Genomic DNA, 18,089 nt, shown 5'->3' with positions numbered 1-18,089 from the left:
GATGATATGATTAATTAAATATTTGTTTAATAATTTGTCTTGTGATTAAGTATGTTGGTTTAACTCCTGAGGTTCCTAACCCACCTGAAGCTAATGTACTCCCTGTTTCTAAAGGATTATCACTAGCATAATAAGCGTACCTTACTTTAACATTAGGTCCTATATTTCCTCTAACTTTTGAAGCTGCTTGGATAGCCTTTTGGTAGTGAGCTCCTTCCATTTCTAAGCCTATTACATTCCATGTAGAATTAAAGAAAAACTTTAGTATCTCTTTGTTTTGTAAAGATGTTCCTAAGACCGTAATCATAGATCCTTCATAAACATCTATATCATTACCTTCTAATTCGGCCTTACTTAATTCATTTTTAAAAGGGTAGTTATCTGCTGTACCTTCAAAAATATGCGCAGAAGGTATCATTATATCTCCTTTTTTTCCTTCTAAAATTCCTGCTTTACCCATTAAAGATATTGAAGCTACATTAAGGTGTGTGTTTGTTGCTCCTACTTTTAAAGGTTTTAAAAGCTCATCCATAGTTTCGTAAGCTTGTTCTCCAAATGCATAATCCATTACAATTATAACAGGCAATTCGCTAGTCTTAGATACTTTTTCTTTATCCACATCTATGTCTAGATTTGAGAAATCAATCTTAGAGGTGTCAAAAATTTGCACATCAATATTAGCTCCTGAGTTATCTGGAATGTAAATCATTCCATTCTGCAACGCAACTTTTTCTACTTTATTGCGTAATGCCTTATTCTCTTTTTGACTTAAAGCTTGGTATACATCAAAAATGTCTTTCTTAGCTGCAAACGTTTTTAACGCTTGAGGCATAAATAGAGAGTTCATAACACTGTGCATATTAGCACTAATAACATGAATCTCGCGATCTAGTAAATTGTTGCTCTTTAATACATTTTTTATGTTATCAGCCCAAATTTCTCCATGAATATGATGTCCTAATCTTTCTCTTAAAACAGGACTAAAAGTTACAGTTCGTTTGTTATTATTAACTGTCTCTTCTATTGCTAGCTTACCCAACCAGTATACTATATGTAAAAATCGTTCTGGTTGTGTAGTTATAGAAAAACTATCGTAGATAGACATTAGCTCGTTAAACGTTCTGCCTAAAATATTTGCCGTATGAGTTACAGCTATTTCTCGTTCTTTTTGATCTAACTTACTACTTTTTAAAACTGCTTTTTCAAGCTTTATCCAATCTCTTGTTGTTGTTCCTTGTTCGTCTATTAAAACACGGTTGCTTATTTTGTGAGACTCTACAAAAAGAAATGTAAGATGTGTAAGAATATCGTAAATCTCTGAACGACCTCTAGTGATTTCAATATTCATCTGCTCATCATCAATCCTGTAGCAATTTCTTCTTCGTTTTGGAGGAATTATGGGTTTGAAATGCGAGTTTGCATAACCTTCATCGCTTGTTAAGTTGATAAACGTACATTCTTCAATACCTTGAGGTAATCTATCAATTACATACAGAAGTCCTTCAAGCTCTGCTTTTTCTTCTGAAATAGAACCGTAAATTTCTGGTCTAAGTAGCAATAACGACTCTCGAAGTGTTTCACCAGAAACTCCCATAGGCTTATAAAATCCTCTATTAAAGAGATGCCTCATGGTAATGTACATCCTTTCTATAGCATTCGAGCTTTCTTGAGCTCTCGTTCTGTCATGGCGTTTACTTTTGTTCATACTAACTATTTGGCGAGCAAATATAACACTATTATTTAGTTAAATTAAGCTTTATTAAACTAGTAGCAATATCTCTTCCGTTTGAAAGTCTAGGCAATTTGTTTTGACCGCCTAATTTTCCTATGCTTTTCATGTAGTTTTTAAACCCATCTTTTTTTATTAGAGTGATTTTTAACGGTCTAAGCACTTTTCCTTCGATTAAATCAAAATAATAACTGTTCTGTTTTTGTAATGATTTATCAATCTTTTCTTCTAATTCAAGAAGGTTTTCAGGCTCGTTTTCAAACTCTATAAACCACTCGTGATATGGTAGTCCTTCAGTTGGGTTAATTTGAGGTGCAACTGTAAATTCTGTAACCTGAATATTGGACCCTTCAACAGCTTCTTGTAATGCTTGTTCAACCTCTTTACCAATGACATGTTCTCCAAAAGCAGAAATAAAATGTTTTATTCTTCCAGATACAATTACACGATACGGTTTTATTGAAGTGAACTCAACTGTATCTCCTATATTATAAGCCCATAAGCCTGCATTGGTGGAGATAATCATAACATAATTTACACCAACCTCAACATCTTTAATCGTAATTCGTTTGGGACTCTCTTCAAAAAACTCATCAGCTTTAATAAACTCATAAAAAATTCCTGAGTTTAATTGCAGTAGCATTCCTTTTTCGTTTTGTTTATCTTGAAAAGCAAAAAAACCTTCACTTGCTGGATATAGTTCAATACTGTCAACCTTTCTGCCAATAAGACTTTCAAATTTAGCTTTATAAGGTTCGTAGTTTACACCTCCAAAAATGAATAAGCTGAAGTTTTTAAAGACATCTCCAACGTTTTTATTGGTTTTTTCTTTAATCTTTTCAAAATACATTTGAACCCAAGACGGAATACCAGAAATAACCGTCATGTTTTCTGGCAAAGTTTCGTCAACAATAGCATTTACCTTAGTTTCCCAATCTTCAATGCAATTGGTTTCCCATGATGGCATTCTGTTTTTTTGAAGATAATTAGGCACATAATGTGCTACAATTCCTGAAAGTCGTCCTAGCTCTATGCCGTTTTTCTTCTCCAAAATTGGACTTCCTTGAAGAAAAATCATTTTTCCATCAACAAACTTACTGTTTCCTGTTTCGGCTATGTACATTAAAATAGCGTTTCTAGCAGCTTCAACATGAGTTGGCATGCTTTCTTTTGTTAATGGAATATACTTTGCGCCTGATGTTGTACCTGAGGTTTTAGCAAAATAAATTGGTTTCCCTTTCCAAAGTATATCTTCTTCGCCAGCAACAACTCGTTCTACATAAGGCTTTAGGTCTTCATAATCTCTTACAGGAACCGCTTTTACAAAATCGTTATGGTTATTAATTCCAACAAAATTATGGTCTTTACCAAATTGCGTAGCTGCTGCAGTACTTATTAGTTCTTGAAACACTTTTTCTTGTGTTTCAATAGGGTTATTAGCCCATTTTAATATCGACTTTTTTACTCTTTTGGCAAACGGTTTAGCAAGTGCAGATTTTATTGAAAACATTACTTAAAATCGATAAAATTAGTTGGATTTACTGGATAGCCTCTATTCCAAAGTTCAAAATGAAGGTGAGGTCCTGTTGTAAATTGTCCTGTGTTTCCTGCCATAGCAATAACTTCGCCTGCTTTTACTAAATCGCCTTGTTGCTTAGTTATTGATGCGTTGTGCTTGTAAACAGATATAAGCTCATAGGTATGCTCAATAATAACAACATAACCTGTTTCGGCTGTCCATTCAGCAAAAATAACTGTACCATCAGCAGTGGCTTTAACAGGTGTGTCTTTTGCAACAACTATATCTACAGCATAGTGTTTGTCCTTTACATTATACTCTTCAGAAATTGTTCCGTTAACAGGAGGAAACAATACAAAATTTGATGCAGAAATAGCAGATTCAAATAGATTATACTTATCTTCTTTATCTACTCTTTCTCGTAATAATGAATCTTCTTTACTAGGTGTTAAGTTTATATCATTAAGGTCTTTGTTTACAGCTTCAATAATAGAATCTTTATTGAAATCGACCGTTTTTACATCTCCTGTAAGTACTTTTTTAATAGACTCGAAATAGCGTTCATTCATATGAATCACTTGCTGTAACGAATCAGTTTTATAATTAAGCTCAGTAGCTTGTTTTTTTAATGCTGTTGAAGAGTAACCAGGTATGTACTCTCTTAAAGAGGTAAATGCTATTAAAAGAATGGTTCCTGTAATTAATAATATTGTTGAAAGCGCTACAATAACAAAAACATTAAGTCTTGTTAGTTTTATAGCAAAACGTTCTTCAAAAGTATCCTCGTTTAAAATAACTAGCCTATACTTGTGAAGCAGTTTTTTAGCGAATTTTTTTTCTTTCTTTTTTTTAGCCATTGCAAAGCAAAATTAATTAAAATAAACGCAAGTTATAATGCTATTTCTTAAAGTTTGCTTTTAAACGCTTAAATTGAACTTTAATTATTAAATTTGCAATTCAAATTAAAATGTTATGATAGCAGCAAGTATATTTTTAGCTCCAGGACCATGGCAAATTGTTTTAATAGTTGTAGTGGTATTATTATTATTTGGTGGTAAAAAAATCCCTGAACTTATGAGAGGTTTAGGAAGTGGTATTAAAGAATTTAAAGATGCCAGTAAAGAAGACGAAAAAACACCTTCCGACAAGAAAGAATAAACTTGATATATTCTAATTAAAAAAGCCAACTTAAAAGTTGGCTTTTTTCTTATTTAATTTTTGTGGATCGTATTATCGATTCTAGTTCAAAAATGTAATCTCTTTTATTTATTGAAGGCGCAAAAACATAACCTTCAACTACAATATATCTTTTGTTAATTTCATCTTCAATAGCGTAATTGATAAATGGTCCAGACATAAAGTCGTTTTTAACTTCCCAAATACCTTTTGTTTCTATTGTAGGTTTATTATCAATAATGGTTTCAAAAATATAAGGTGCATACGCCTTTTCGGTAATCATGTGTGTGTTTTCCAATCGTCCTTGAATGTGTTTTTCTCCAATAGAATCTCGCATCCTTACAATATCAATTACTGCACTATCGCCTTTTCTTATACGATCAAGAGGCACTTCATATATCATTAAATCCATATTTCCTGTTTGGATGTCTTTACGAATCCAAAAGAAATCGTCTGTTGCTGTAGCAATTCTATAAACTGATGGAAATTTAATAGACACTCCCAACTTATCTTCTATAGGTTTTGAGTCGAAAAGCGAAAGATTAATTCGTCGTTGTTTTTCTTTAATTTCCTCCTTTTTAAAGGCATCAACAATTTTATCAGCATTAGTTTCTAATTGCTCAATAATTTCTGCATCTGTTTGACCAGAAACAACAATAACGGTTTGCGGCTTTGCAAACACATCATGTGCAATTTTAGTTCCTGCAGCTTTGCCTTTTTCAATTTTTAAAATGGTTCTGTTTTTTGTTGTAAAGCCAGAAAATACCTGAGTAGGCATTTGACTAATAGAAAACAGTGGTTCGTCTTGAGACAAACCGTGTACTGGAGCAGCTAGTATGCCTCTAATGCTTTCTCCAACACTGTCTTCCCATAATAAATTGTCGGCAACAACCAAAAGTTCATTGATGTTTCCTGACGAACTTGGAACAATACGTTGTCCTTTAGATTTTTTTTCATCGCATCCTACTAGGACAACAAATAAAAGTAGTGCTAATGTGGTTAGTTTTTTCATTGTGTAACTTTAGTTTTTTAGTTTGAAACTATAAGAGTCATTCCTATTTTCAACTTTGTACCACTAATACCGTTCCAATCTTTAATATTTTGAACAGAAATTCCAGGAAATTTTTGAGAAATACTCCACAAAGAGTCTCCTTTTTGAACTTTGTATGTCTTTTTATTAGCAACATCTACCGTTTTAGTAACTGTTGTGGTAGGCTTTGGGCTACTTGAAACCGAAGGGTTTCGAGGGTATATTGTTAAGCGTTGTCCTATTCTTAAATTATTACTTCTTAAACCATTCCATTGCTTTATTTGGCTAACTCTTACTCCAAATTTTCTCGCAATTTTACCTAAGTAATCACCACTTTTAACTCGATATACTGTTTTGGTATCTGCATTAAAAAACTGTGGTAAAGGTTTTTCTCTTTTGTCAAATTCAGCTTTTGCATAACCATAAATTTGCTCTTCGTTAGCCACAAAAGATCCAACTGCTTGCCTTGGAAGGCGCAAGTAATAATCTTTACCTTCAATATGTGGTATGATGTCTAGTTTATAAGAAGGGTTTAAAAACTGAAGCTCTTCAATTGGCACTTGAGTAACTTCAGAAACCTGATCGAGCGTTATCATTTGCTTTACTCTTATCGTATCAGTTTCTACATAATGAAACTGAGGTTTTTCGGGTTTAAAACCATGCTCTTCGGCAAACTCAAAAATGTACATTGTAGCTAAAAACGCGGGAACATAACCTGCTGTTTCACGAGGAAGATTGTGTCTTATATTCCAATAGTTTTCATAACCTCCAGAACGTCTAATCGCTTTTGAAACATTTCCTGGTCCTGAGTTATAGGCTGCTAAAGCTAAATCCCAATCACCAAAAATTTCATATAATTTTGAAAGATAAGTAGCTGCAGATTTTGTTGATTTTATTGGATCGCTACGTTCGTCTACATAACTACTTACATCTAACCCATATTGCTTTCCTGTGGCAAACATAAACTGCCATAAACCTGTTGCTCCTACTCTAGATTTTGCTCTGGGTTTTAAAGCTGATTCTACAATGGAAAGGTATTTCATTTCCAAAGGAATGTTGTAGTTATCAAACTCTGCTTCAAACATTGGGAAATAATAATGGCTTAATCCCATGAGTCTTTCAAAAGAGTTTCGTCGGTGTTTTAAAAAACTCTTTATAACGCTTTCTAACGAAGTATTATATTCAACATTAAAAGGTGTTCTGGCGTTTAGCTTTGCTAATCTTGCTTTAAGCGTGTCTGTTGAAAGTTCAGGAAAATCAATGTCTTTGTAATCTAGCTCAGAAACCGTTTTGTAAATGGTATCAAACAGCGTGTTACTGTACAATTCCTCAAGCCATTTTTCGTCAAGTTCCAATGCTAATTCATGATCCTTAAGCTCTTTTATGGATAATGAATCTTGTACAGGAGAAATTGGTTTTATAGGAATAGTTTTTCCATCTACAACCGAATCTATCACTTTTTCAGTTGTTTTAACCAAAGTGTCTTTTGTGGTTTTTGTTTTAGCCTTTTCTTGGGAAAAACAAATAGCACACAACAACAATGCGCCTAGTGTTAGGGTTTTTAGTTTAGGTTTCATCGAAAACATGTATTTATCTACCAACGGCAGATAAGCTAAAATCGTATTTTTTTATCTAAAATGAAAGATAGCAATACTTTTTTAACAGAAATTCAATGTACAGCAAAAAACTGTGTTATTCTAAAATAGCAGCAATACCTGGTAAGGTTTTTCCTTCTAAGCTTTCTAGCATAGCTCCACCACCAGTACTTACATAACTTACTTTGTCTTCGAACCCAAATTGTTTTACAGCAGCAACAGAGTCTCCTCCACCAACAAGCGAAAAGGCGCCATTTTTAGTAGCTTCAGCAATATAATCGCCTAACGCAATAGTTCCTTTAGAGAAAGTTTCCATTTCAAATACACCTAAAGGTCCATTCCATAAAATAGTTTTACACTGTAAAACAACCTCTTTGAAGTTTTCTAATGATTTTGGTCCAGCATCAAGACCTTGCCAACCGTCAGGAATTTTAGTTACATCCATAATTTGTGTTTCGGCAGTATTACTAAATGCATTTGCAGCAAGCACATCAACAGGTAAATGAATTTGAACACCTTTTGCTTTGGCTTGTTTTAAAATATCTAAGGCTAAGTCCATTTTATCATCTTCACAAATAGAATCTCCTACGCTTCCGCCTTGAGCTTTAACAAAGGTAAATGTCATACCACCACCAATTATTAAGTGGTCAACTTTATCTAAAATATTTTCTATAATGGTAATTTTAGAAGATACTTTTGCGCCTCCAAGTACTGCTAAAACTGGTTTTTCACCAGACGTCATTACTTTATCAATACTTTCAATTTCTTTAGCCAATAAACTACCAAAGCATTTATTTTCAGGGAAAAACTCAGCCACAATAGTTGTTGAAGCATGCGCTCTATGCGCAGTACCAAAAGCATCGTTTACATAAACATCTCCAAGTTTAGATAATTGCTCAGCAAACGCCTTGTCGCCAGCTGTTTCCTCAGCATAAAAACGTAAATTCTCTAACAACACTACTTCTCCTGGTTGAAGGTTTTTTACAACTTCCTCTGCCTCTGCTCCAACACAATCAGGCACAAATTTTACAGCAACACCTATGGTTTCTGAAACTTTGTCAACAATATGCTTTAATGAAAACTCTTCTTGAACACCTTTTGGCCTTCCTAAATGCGACATTAACACACAGCTTCCTCCATCTTCTAAAATTTTAATAATTGTAGGTTTAGCTGACACAATTCTAGTGGTATCTGTTACCTCAAAAGCGTCGTTTAAAGGCACATTAAAATCTACACGAATTAAAGCTGTTTTGTTTTCAAAATTGAAGTCGTTTATTGTTTTCATTGGTTGTTTATTTTATATCCTAATAGCACAAATGTAGTTAATTAAATTACTCCAAAAAATCGGTTTTTCAACGAAAACGATTTCATCTTAAAAGAAGTATTAAAAAACATATATTTGCTGATATGTTGTTTACAGAAGTTATAGGACAGGAACATATTAAAAATCATTTAACCACAAGTGCCGACAATGGTCGTATCTCGCATGCGCAATTGTTTGTTGGACCAGAGGGTTGTGGTGCTTTACCAATGGCAATTGCCTATGCGCAATACCTTTTGTGCAAAAACTTAAATGGTGAAAACACAGGCGGAAATGATGCTTGTAACTTAAAATTTAAAAACTATTCCCATCCTGATTTGCATTTTGCTTTTCCTGTTGCTGCTAACGACAAGGTGAAAAAACACCCTGTTTCGTCTCATTTTTTAGAAGAATGGCGAGAATTGTTAAAAGAGCAACCTTATGGCAATTTATTTGATTGGTACAAAAAACTAGGAATTGAAAACAAGCAAGGTCAAATAGGTGTTGATGAAGCACAAGATATTGTAAAATCTTTAGCCTTAAAATCTTATGAAGGTGGTTACAAGGTAATGATTATCTGGATGGCTGAAAAAATGAATACTTCGGCTGCTAATAAGTTGCTTAAGCTTATTGAGGAACCACCAGAAAAAACCATTTTTATTCTTATTGCTGAAGACGAAGAGCAAATTATAAATACCATTTTATCACGTTGTCAAGTGCTGCATTTTCCGCCATTAGCTGAATTGGATATTAAAAACGCACTGCTACAACAGTTTGATATTGCTGAAGCAGACGCTACTAAAATTGCACATCAAGCTAATGGTAATTACAACAAAGCTTGTGATTTAGTGTATCATGATTCTGAAGACATTCAGTTTAAAGAGTGGTTTGTATATTGGATTCGTTCGGCATTTAAAGCCAAAGGAAACAAAGCCGCAATACACGATTTGATTTCTTGGAGTGAAACTATTGCCAAAACTGGTCGTGAAACCCAAAAGCAGTTTTTACATTTTTGTATGGACTATTTTAGGCAAGCTTTATTGTTAAATTATAATGCACAAGAGCTTGTTTTTGTAGAACCAAAATCAGAAAGTTTTAAGCTAGAAAAGTTTGCGCCTTTTGTTCATGGTAATAATATTATGGATATTTCCAACGAGCTGCAAGATGCTATATATCATATAGAACGAAACGGAAATGCCAAAATTATTTTAACCGACTTATCAATAAAACTCACACGTTTATTACATAAAAAAGCCAGCTAATAGCTGGCTTTTATTTTTTATTCAAAAGTGTAAGCAGCAGTATCTACTTCGGTAACCCTAAAGTAACCAAACGCATAATTATCTGGGTTGGTTGGGTTAATACAATTTCCTCTTATTAAAGCTGCTGTAGAGCTAAATGGGTCGCCTTGACTACCATGTTGCTCAATTAACAAACGTATAAAATTGTAGTACTGTTCAGAAATTCCGTAAAGGCTAATGTTAACCACATCTCCTGCTTCAAAAGGCGTTTCTTCACTGTCTTCATCATCGTCTTTTTCAAGGAAATCATGAATTTCGTTACCATCAGTAAACTCATCTGACACATCTTCTAAATACGGAAACAAATCACCTTCAACATCATACTTTATTAGGTAGAAGTTTTCAATATTAGCAGGATCTGTAAAGTATAAATTGAGTTCTAGTAGCTCGTCGTCAAATCCGCCTTCAATGCTTTGATTAACTTCATTAATATCTGAAACTGACATCAAGGTTTCAGTTGCTTCATACGTTTCACCATCATAAACAATTTCTAGGTGATACGTATTATTTAAAATAGGAACAAAAGTACTTGTTGAATAGGTTCCGTCATTGTTGTCATCAAAAGGAAAAACCTCTCCAGAGTCTTCATTGGTAACAGTTACAATTGCTCCTGTAACACTAGTGTCTTGGTTTGTATCAAAAAAAGGTGTTGACATACTTAATGAAATGGACTGCACATTTCCTGTTGTTCCTTTTTCCCAATCTAATGAGGCTTCTACCACTAATCTGGCTTGTGCTGTTGGAACATCTACGTCTATAGTGTCTTCGCAAGACGTCAATAAAAAACCTAGGGTAAATACTATTAATATATATCGTTTCATGGAATTAAAATTTAAAGTTATAAGTTATTGAAGGAATAATGCCAAAAATGGAAATTCTAGATGCTTCGTTTAAGCCTGTTTCCCTATTTTGACTAAAGCTAATTGAGGCTGCATTTTTTCGGCTGTACAGATTGTAAATACCAAAAACCCATTCTGATTTCCAGCGTTTATCAGGATTTCTGTTTGGTTTATAAATTGCAGAAACGTCTAATCTGTGATAAGCAGGTAAACGGTCTTCGTTTCTGTTTGAATAGGTTGCAACTGATAATCCTTCGTAGTTGTACTGCCCATTAGGATAAGTTACAGGACGTCCTGTTTGGAACACAAAATTTGAACTGAAACTCCACTTGTCATTCAGCTTATAAACTCCTGTTAAAGAAATATCATGAGTACGATCATAAGGCGTATTGTACCAATCTCCATTGTTAATTCCTGGTCCACCAGCATTTCCACCAATAGCACGTTGCTCTGACTTTGAAAGCGTATAAGCCAACCAACCTGTGAAATCACCTTTGTTTTTCCTAAGCAATACTTCCAAACCGTAAGCTCTAGCTTCACCATTTAATATTTCAGTTTCAATATTATTGTTTCCTATTAAATCAGAACCGTCTATATAATCAATTCTATTATCAACATGCTTGTAATAGGTTTCCAACTCCAAAGCATAAGTATTGTCTTTAAAGTTCTTGTAATAACCCATAGCAAACTGATTAGAAATTTGAGGTTTTATATACTTTCCACTTGGTGTCCAAACATCTAATGGTGTAACTGACGACGTGTTGGATAGCAAATGCAAGTATTGCGTTGACTTGGTGTAACTCGCCTTAATGGAAGACGCATCGTTAAGTTGATAAGATACGCCTAGTCTAGGTTCAAAATTACCAAAGGTTTTAATGCTTTCGCTTTTACTATACGCTGTTTCGCTTTCTGCTTCACCACGTTCGTAAATTCCTAAATCGCTATTGTAAACCACAGGTTGATTGTTAACATAATTAGTCATGCTTTGTCCACCAAGTCTAGAAAACGCACTGTAGCGTAACCCATAGTTAAAGGCAAGTTTATCAGAAATTTGATGTTCCGCACTTATGTAAGCAGCACCTTCAAAAGCACGTTTTTCATCTAATTTTAGAGGATTAATTGGTGATGTTTCTGAAGATGGTCTTACTTCTCCAGGATTAACATTGTAGGTTAATCCACTAATACCAAAATCTAGTGTAATGTCATTATTTACGTAGTAACCTAAATCGTATTTCACATTAAAATTAGTAATGTCTGCATCCCAATCTAGTTCAATAAAATCTAGTACAATGTTGTAATCGTATTTGCTATAAATAAAAGACAGGTTTGAAAACAGCCTATCGTTAAACACATGATTCCAACGTAAGTTACCAGTTGCATTACCATAGTTGTTTTCTATAATTTTTGATAGATTAAATACGTCGCGACCAAAATAACCAGACAAATACAACTTGTTGTTTTTATTAATCTCATAATTGGTTTTAAGATTAAGATCGTAAAACGAAATTTTATCGTCCTTTACATTTTCAATAAGTGGCATAAATAGATGTGCATAAGATGCTCTACCAGCAATTAAAAACGAGCCTTTATCTTTAAATAAAGGTGATTCGGCTGTTAGCCTACTAGAGATTAAACCAATACCTCCCGTAAGTCCAAATTGTTTGCTATTTCCGTCTTTTTGTCTCACATCAAGTACAGAGGACACACGACCACCATACTTTGCAGGAATGTCTCCTTTGTAGAGTTTGATGTTCTTTATAGCATCTGAATTGAATACTGAGAAAAACCCAAAGAAATGTGACGTGTTATAAATTATAGCTTCGTCTAAAAGCACTAGGTTTTGGTCTGCTGCTCCACCACGAACATGAAATCCAGCTGAACCTTCTCCATTATTGGTTACACCAGGAAGCAATTGAATAGATTTTACAACATCAACTTCTCCTAAAACCGCTGGCATTTGTTTTATGGTTTGCGCATTAAGTTTTGAAACGCTCATTTGTGGTTTTCTAATGCTTACTACTTCAGATTCTTCTGCTACAATAATTACTTCATCTAATGCAGTTGCCGATTCTTGTAACTCGAAATCTAGTTTTTGATCAGCATTTAAGGTTATTTCTTTAGTTACGGACAAATACCCAACGTAAGAAATAACCAAAGTGTAACTCCCTTTTGGAGCAGTTAAAGAGAAAAAACCATACTCGTTGGTTGTAGCTCCATAATTGGTGTCTTTTAAATAAACGGTTGCCCCTAAAAGTGTTTCGCCATTAGTAAGGTCTTTAATGGTACCGCTAATACTGTATTGTTCCTGTGCTTGACACCATAGGCCAGTAAACAGGAAAAGGACTAAACATAATTGTTTCATTAGTTTTTGTTCTGTTTTTTAATTGATAAAATTAAGGTTTGAAATAGGATAAAAATCGATTTTTACTTTATGGATTTGTTAACGCAAAATAATTTCAAATATTGATGAAATCCATATTCTAGACGACCTTTTGGAGTGAATTGTTACAGTTTTGGAGTGAATTGTCCTAGTTTTAAAATCAATTGTAGCAATACAAAGTGTTTAATTGTCCAAATCCTTCTTTATAGCTTCTAAAAAAGAGTTGGAAACTGGGATTTTTAACCCCTCAAAATTGGTGTTAAGCACTAAAAACGCTTTTCCGTTTTTTCTGGTTAAATGTTTCACGTGAATTAAGTTTACAGCAAACGACCTATGGCATTGTTTAATTGGTAAGTTTTCGGTTTGAGACAATATGTGTTTTAGTCTATTTCTTACAATGTGCTTTTTGATAGTATTGTTTTTTATAAAATTAACTACAACATATTGATTGCTAGATTCTATGTATACAATCTCATTTATAGATAAAGCAATGTCTAATTGATTATTCTCATCTAATAAATTCAATGTCTCTTTTTGCTTTGTTTTATCGTATTTGTATTTAAATGTAAGTAGTTGCTGATCTAGTTCCTTTACTTCGGTTTGAAGTCGTTTTATGGCTATGTAAATGACTGTTCCAAAAAAAGGAAAAATTAAAATCAATAACAGCTTAGGATACATTTTTACCTGAAACCAAACGTTTAGCTCTTCTTCAAAATCGTTACCTAAATCAGGAATAATAAAAGACATTCCAAAGTTTATAAACAGCAAAATTAAAGCCTCAATCAACAGCCAAAATAAATATTTTTCAACTTTAATGTTTTGAAAACCAAACAGTTGTCTAAAAAAGAATTGTGAAAGTGTTAATGCTAAAAACGTACTTAATGCAATGGAAAAGAAAAACAAAAACTTATTAAGCGTACTGTTAACAGGGTTTGACATTTCTTCTGAAATACCGTAAGGCTGAAAAATAATAAGGAATAAATGAGAAAATACAATAGCACTTAATATGTAAAGCCATTTCGATTTCTTGTCATCAAAATAATCAAAAGGTTCTTTTAAATACTCACGTATTTGCATGATGTATGATTGGTAGTTAAACTAAAAAAGCTAGACGGAATCCATCTAGCTTTACAATAACGTTTGTTATGTCAAAATTATTTTAGTCGCTTACTCTTCTTTTTTATAATCTGCGTTTAACGCATCAATAATTGTTTGAGAAAGGTCTTCTGAACCATAAAGTACACTTGCTGCAGTATCACTAGTTCCAAAAATGTAAGAATATTGGTTCTTTTTACCATAATCGTTTACAAAGTTTTTTACTTTAACGATTAATGAATCAATATCAGTTTGAAATGCTTTTTGCATTTGTTGTTGCTCCATTTGAATTCTTTGAGTTAACAACTGTTCTTTTTGCTGAATTTCTTGAGATAATTTTTGAAGATTAGCCTGAGACATATTTTTAGCTTTTAATTGAGCTTCTTTTAACTCTAATTGATAATTGCTAATCATACTATCTCTTCTTTTTTGAAAAGCTAAATCTTTTTGCTCGTACTTTTTCTCTAAATCAATTTTTTCTTGATATTCATTAATTACTTTTCCGTTATCAATAAAAGCTAATTTTTGCTGTTCTTGACAAGAAGAAAAACTTAACGCTGCTACAAGTATTAAAACTAGGTATTTCATTTTTTAAAGTTTTTAATTTTTTGCAAATGTAATAAAGTTGAGACCTGAAATCTTAAAAAATGAACATATTAATAAAAATAATACTTCATTAACGATTAATTCATTTTAGTTATAAAAAACGGCTTTATATAAAAGCGTGTAATAACGATTTAAAAAAGGGCTAATAAACGACAAGGAAACAAATAACAAAAACGCTTAAAACGCCTTAAAATGCGTTTTAGCTCTTTTTTAGCACATAAATAAGCGAAGAATACTCTCCAGTGCGTTTTGCTTTTAAATTAGATTGTAATCCTACCCAAAAAGCTGTTAATGGATTTTTGGATCCTGATTTATATTTCTCAGAAAGTAAACTTACATAAAATGCATCAAACGTCATTGGCAAGGTTTTTTCAATTTCTAAATTGTTTTTTGAAAATAATTTTGAGATTGATGTTTGCGAAAAATGCCAAAGATGTCTAGGCACATCATAAGCTGCCCAAAATGCATTGTAATGTTTTGCATCATAACTTTTAAAATTTGGAACCGCTATTACAAGTCTTCCGTTTGGTTTTAAAAGTCTATTTAAGTTTTGTATTTCGGTTTCTAAATTTGGTAAATGTTCAAGTACATGCCAAAGCGTAATAACATCAAAAGTTCCTGATTCAAATTCTTGCAAAGTATTAGTATCAAAAACTTGATTTTTTGTTTTTGAATTTGCAATGGCTCTTGCCTTTTCGTTTGGTTCAATACCATAAACATTCCAAGAATTGTTTTTTGCGGTTTGCAAAAAATCTCCTGTACCACAACCAACATCTAAAATAGTTTTTCCTGAAACTGAAAACGAATTGATCAACTTTAATTTTCGTTTCAAAGCCATTCCTCTTACAAAATGATATGCTTTTTCAAACCAATTTCTTTTAGAATCGGTATGCGAAATATAGTCTTCACTTTTGTAATATTCAGAAAGTGTATTTGCACTAGGTTGAGGAGTTGTTTCCAACATATCCAATTCTTCATTATGCACTAATTGAAAATCTTCACCAGAAACCGAATAGTCTTTTACAGTTAAATATGTTGGTTTTTTATTCATTTTAAAATAGATTCTGAATCAAGTTCAGAATGACAAAATAAAGAAATTAATAAAAGTGTTCCACGTGGAACTTAAATTAAAGTGTTATACAATTCAACATTTAGCATATTAGATAAATCTTTACCTAAAGTTAAAACTTCAGCTTTATTAAAAGATTTAAAAATGGTTTGGTTTCCTTCTTTATTGAAAAATTTAATTGAATACATTTCAAACTTATCTTCTCCAAAAGGTGCGTGAAAACCAAAACCCATTACAGTTTTATATCGCTGCTTAAACATTGAAATATATTCCGGTTGAATGATTTTTCTCTTAAGTTTGACAAGCCTTAAATTGAAAAACCCAAACCTAATATAGCTGTCAAAATTCGCTTTTATTAAGTAGTCATAATTAAATACAAAAAGCAAAACTCCTATGATAATTGCAAAAGAAAACATAGGGTGGAAGATTGATAAAACAACAGATACAAACAAGAAAGGAATTAAGAATATAACTTTTGATACAATAGAAATATGTTGTTTTAATACAATTTCTCTCATTCTATCTACCCATATAAACTAAAAGCACCGAAATATCACTAGGAGAAACTCCGCTAATTCTTGAAGCTTGAGATATGGTTACAGGCTGAATTTTATTCAACTTTTCTCTTGCTTCCATACTCATAGATTTCAGTTTAGAATAATCAAAATTAGCTGGAATTTTAATCCCTTCTAGCCTATTTAATTTGTCAGCATTGTTCTTTTCTTTCTCTATATATCCTGAATATTTAATTTGAATTTCGGCTTGTTCAATTACTTCATTATTCAAATTATGTTCTTGGATGTATGCTTCAACAGCTTCAAATTGACGCATGTCTTCAATAGTAATATTTGGTCTTGAAAAGATTTTAAACATCTTATCTGACTGTTTCATCAACGAAGAATCTTTAGCCTCAAGTACAGGATTAGCTTCTTCAGGCTTTACACTAGTTTCTCTAAAAAACGATACAAAAGCTTCAGATTGCTCCTTCTTGTTTTCCATCTGCTTCATGCGTTTTTGAGTTGCTAAACCAATCTCAAATGATTTAGGAGTTAACCTAAAATCGGCATTATCTTGTCTAAGTAGCGTTCTATATTCAGCTCTTGAGGTAAACATTCTATAAGGCTCTTCAGTACCTTTTGTAATTAAATCGTCAACCAAAACACCTATATAAGCTTCACTTCTACTTAAGGTAAAAGCATCCTTTTCTTGAACTTTTAAAGCAGCATTTATTCCTGCCATTAACCCTTGCGACGCAGCTTCTTCGTAACCTGTGGTTCCGTTAATTTGTCCTGCAAAATATAAACCACTTACCAGCTTAGTTTCTAACGTATGTTTTAATTGCGTAGGTGGAAAATAATCGTATTCTATAGCATAACCTGGTCTAAAGAATTTGACGTTTTCAAAACCAGCAACCGAACTCAACGCTTTAAATTGAACATCTTCTGGCAGTGATGTAGAAAACCCATTTACATACACTTCAACAGTATTCCAACCTTCAGGTTCAACAAATAATTGATGACGATCTTTATCTGCAAAACGATTTATTTTATCTTCAATTGAAGGACAATAACGAGGTCCTAAACTTTTAATTCTACCATTAAACATTGGCGACCTATCAAAACCTTCTCGTAACAAATCATGAACTTCAGGACTTGTATATGTCATGTAACAAGAACGTTGTTGTGTTAATGGTTTTGTAATATCTAAATACGAAAACTTATCAGGATTATCATCTCCAGGTTGCTCAATCATTTTTGAATAATCTAAAGAACGACCATCAACACGAGGAGGTGTTCCTGTTTTCATTCTGCCAGAATCAAAACCTAAATCAACCAGCTGTTCTGTAATTCCTGTTGCAGCACGTTCACCTGCTCTTCCTCCTCCAAAATTTTTATCTCCAATATGGATAAGTCCGTTTAAAAAAGTACCATTAGTTAGCACAACGCTTTTAGCTTTAATTTCTAAACCTAAAGATGTTTTTACACCAACAACTTTATCTCCTTCCATTAACAAACCAGACACCATCTCTTGGTAAAAATCTAAATTAGGAGTTTGCTCTAACAGGTTTCTCCACTCTTCAGCAAAACGCATTCGGTCACTTTGAACACGTGGACTCCACATTGCAGGTCCTTTTGATTTGTTAAGCATTTTAAACTGAATAGCTGTACGGTCGCTAACAATACCACTATAACCTCCAAGCGCATCAATCTCTCTTACAATTTGCCCTTTAGCTATTCCTCCCATTGCGGGATTACAAGACATTTGGGCAATGTTTTGAAGGTTCATAGTAACCAATAAGGTTTTTACACCCATATTGGCAGCAGCAGCAGCAGCTTCACTACCTGCATGACCTGCTCCTACAACTATAACATCATATGTATCTTTAAATAAACTCATAGTGTTCCACGTGAAACAATTTAGATTCTGTTCAAAATTTTGGGATGCAAATA

15 protein-coding genes are annotated in these 18,089 nt (G+C 33.0%); 2 read left to right on the top strand and 13 right to left on the bottom strand.

Translation table 11 applies throughout. From position 1 onward, the window contains the following. Window positions 1-10: 10 nt before the first annotated feature. Genes ABD011_RS01905 through ABD011_RS01895 form a run of 3 tightly spaced genes read right to left on the bottom strand, consistent with a single transcriptional unit; the run spans window position 11 to window position 4,105 of the window. Complete coding sequence (locus ABD011_RS01905) at window positions 11-1,705, bottom strand: DUF6909 family protein (protein ID WP_343795323.1); 1,695 nt, start codon at window positions 1,703-1,705, stop codon at window positions 11-13. A gap of 31 nt (window positions 1,706-1,736) precedes the next feature. After that, window positions 1,737-3,239, bottom strand: a complete 1,503-nt coding sequence (locus tag ABD011_RS01900; protein ID WP_343795321.1) for a GH3 auxin-responsive promoter family protein — start codon at window positions 3,237-3,239, stop codon at window positions 1,737-1,739. Next, window positions 3,239-4,105 (bottom strand): M23 family metallopeptidase, encoded by an 867-nt coding sequence (locus ABD011_RS01895; RefSeq protein ID WP_131506383.1) that lies wholly within the window; start codon window positions 4,103-4,105, stop codon window positions 3,239-3,241. Before ABD011_RS01895 ends, ABD011_RS01900 begins: the two co-directional genes overlap by 1 nt. A gap of 115 nt (window positions 4,106-4,220) precedes the next feature. Between ABD011_RS01895 and ABD011_RS01890 the strand changes: the two genes are divergently transcribed. Beyond that, the gene (locus tag ABD011_RS01890) at window positions 4,221-4,406 is read left to right on the top strand and encodes a twin-arginine translocase TatA/TatE family subunit (RefSeq protein ID WP_129759781.1); all 186 of its coding nucleotides are present in this window, start codon (window positions 4,221-4,223) and stop codon (window positions 4,404-4,406) included. Between the two features lie 49 nt (window positions 4,407-4,455). Here ABD011_RS01890 and ABD011_RS01885 read toward each other — a convergent pair whose 3' ends face one another. From ABD011_RS01885 to ABD011_RS01875, 3 genes are all read right to left on the bottom strand, one after another. Beyond that, window positions 4,456-5,436 carry a DUF4837 family protein gene (locus ABD011_RS01885; protein WP_335972984.1) on the bottom strand — a complete coding sequence of 327 codons (981 nt, stop codon included), beginning with the start codon at window positions 5,434-5,436 and terminating at the stop codon, window positions 4,456-4,458. Window positions 5,437-5,453: 17 nt separating this feature from the next. Further along, window positions 5,454-7,031 (bottom strand): LysM peptidoglycan-binding domain-containing protein, encoded by a 1,578-nt coding sequence (locus ABD011_RS01880; protein ID WP_343795316.1) that lies wholly within the window; start codon window positions 7,029-7,031, stop codon window positions 5,454-5,456. 115 nt (window positions 7,032-7,146) lie between these two features. Then, the gene (locus ABD011_RS01875; protein ID WP_343795314.1) at window positions 7,147-8,334 is read right to left on the bottom strand and encodes a phosphoglycerate kinase; all 1,188 of its coding nucleotides are present in this window, start codon (window positions 8,332-8,334) and stop codon (window positions 7,147-7,149) included. Between the two features lie 122 nt (window positions 8,335-8,456). Here ABD011_RS01875 and ABD011_RS01870 point away from each other — a divergent pair, with 122 nt between their 5' ends. Then, a complete protein-coding gene (locus ABD011_RS01870) occupies window positions 8,457-9,611 on the top strand; it encodes a DNA polymerase III subunit (RefSeq protein WP_343795312.1) in 1,155 nt (384 codons plus the stop codon). A 17-nt stretch (window positions 9,612-9,628) separates the two neighbouring features. Here the strand turns inward: ABD011_RS01870 and ABD011_RS01865 are convergent, their stop codons facing one another. The 7 genes from ABD011_RS01865 to mnmG form a co-directional block, all read right to left on the bottom strand. After that, entirely contained in the window at window positions 9,629-10,471 is an 843-nt protein-coding gene (locus ABD011_RS01865) for a DUF4249 family protein (protein ID WP_343795310.1), read from the bottom strand. A gap of 4 nt (window positions 10,472-10,475) precedes the next feature. Further along, window positions 10,476-12,851, bottom strand: a complete 2,376-nt coding sequence (locus ABD011_RS01860; RefSeq protein ID WP_343795308.1) for a TonB-dependent receptor — start codon at window positions 12,849-12,851, stop codon at window positions 10,476-10,478. A 201-nt stretch (window positions 12,852-13,052) separates the two neighbouring features. Then, on the bottom strand, window positions 13,053-13,946 hold the full coding sequence (locus ABD011_RS01855; RefSeq protein WP_343795306.1) for a LytTR family DNA-binding domain-containing protein: 894 nt from the start codon (window positions 13,944-13,946) through the stop codon (window positions 13,053-13,055). 90 nt (window positions 13,947-14,036) lie between these two features. Further along, window positions 14,037-14,552: an OmpH/Skp family outer membrane protein gene (locus ABD011_RS01850; protein ID WP_129759792.1), complete on the bottom strand. Its 516-nt coding sequence runs from the start codon at window positions 14,550-14,552 to the stop codon at window positions 14,037-14,039. Window positions 14,553-14,769: 217 nt separating this feature from the next. After that, a complete protein-coding gene (locus ABD011_RS01845) occupies window positions 14,770-15,621 on the bottom strand; it encodes a class I SAM-dependent methyltransferase (protein WP_343795304.1) in 852 nt (283 codons plus the stop codon). A gap of 71 nt (window positions 15,622-15,692) precedes the next feature. Further along, on the bottom strand, window positions 15,693-15,899 hold the full coding sequence (locus tag ABD011_RS01840) for a hypothetical protein (RefSeq protein ID WP_343795302.1): 207 nt from the start codon (window positions 15,897-15,899) through the stop codon (window positions 15,693-15,695). 259 nt (window positions 15,900-16,158) lie between these two features. Further along, on the bottom strand, window positions 16,159-18,036 hold the full coding sequence (mnmG, locus tag ABD011_RS01835) for a tRNA uridine-5-carboxymethylaminomethyl(34) synthesis enzyme MnmG (protein ID WP_343795300.1): 1,878 nt from the start codon (window positions 18,034-18,036) through the stop codon (window positions 16,159-16,161). Window positions 18,037-18,089: the final 53 nt, after the last annotated feature.

This window comes from Gaetbulibacter jejuensis (assembly GCF_039524015.1).
Lineage (GTDB): Bacteria > Bacteroidota > Bacteroidia > Flavobacteriales > Flavobacteriaceae > Gaetbulibacter_B > Gaetbulibacter_B jejuensis.
This window is presented reverse-complemented; position numbering and strand designations above follow the sequence as displayed.

Coding starts and splice junctions, on each gene's coding strand:
- ABD011_RS01905 (WP_343795323.1), bottom strand. CDS start 1,705: ATGAACAAAAGTAAACGCCATGACAGAACGAGAGCTCAAGAAAGCTCG.
- ABD011_RS01900 (WP_343795321.1), bottom strand. CDS start 3,239: ATGTTTTCAATAAAATCTGCACTTGCTAAACCGTTTGCCAAAAGAGTA.
- ABD011_RS01895 (WP_131506383.1), bottom strand. CDS start 4,105: ATGGCTAAAAAAAAGAAAGAAAAAAAATTCGCTAAAAAACTGCTTCAC.
- ABD011_RS01890 (WP_129759781.1), top strand. CDS start 4,221: ATGATAGCAGCAAGTATATTTTTAGCTCCAGGACCATGGCAAATTGTT.
- ABD011_RS01885 (WP_335972984.1), bottom strand. CDS start 5,436: ATGAAAAAACTAACCACATTAGCACTACTTTTATTTGTTGTCCTAGTA.
- ABD011_RS01880 (WP_343795316.1), bottom strand. CDS start 7,031: ATGAAACCTAAACTAAAAACCCTAACACTAGGCGCATTGTTGTTGTGT.
- ABD011_RS01875 (WP_343795314.1), bottom strand. CDS start 8,334: ATGAAAACAATAAACGACTTCAATTTTGAAAACAAAACAGCTTTAATT.
- ABD011_RS01870 (WP_343795312.1), top strand. CDS start 8,457: ATGTTGTTTACAGAAGTTATAGGACAGGAACATATTAAAAATCATTTA.
- ABD011_RS01865 (WP_343795310.1), bottom strand. CDS start 10,471: ATGAAACGATATATATTAATAGTATTTACCCTAGGTTTTTTATTGACG.
- ABD011_RS01860 (WP_343795308.1), bottom strand. CDS start 12,851: ATGAAACAATTATGTTTAGTCCTTTTCCTGTTTACTGGCCTATGGTGT.
- ABD011_RS01855 (WP_343795306.1), bottom strand. CDS start 13,946: ATGCAAATACGTGAGTATTTAAAAGAACCTTTTGATTATTTTGATGAC.
- ABD011_RS01850 (WP_129759792.1), bottom strand. CDS start 14,552: ATGAAATACCTAGTTTTAATACTTGTAGCAGCGTTAAGTTTTTCTTCT.
- ABD011_RS01845 (WP_343795304.1), bottom strand. CDS start 15,621: ATGAATAAAAAACCAACATATTTAACTGTAAAAGACTATTCGGTTTCT.
- ABD011_RS01840 (WP_343795302.1), bottom strand. CDS start 15,899: ATGTTTAAGCAGCGATATAAAACTGTAATGGGTTTTGGTTTTCACGCA.
- mnmG (WP_343795300.1), bottom strand. CDS start 18,036: ATGAGTTTATTTAAAGATACATATGATGTTATAGTTGTAGGAGCAGGT.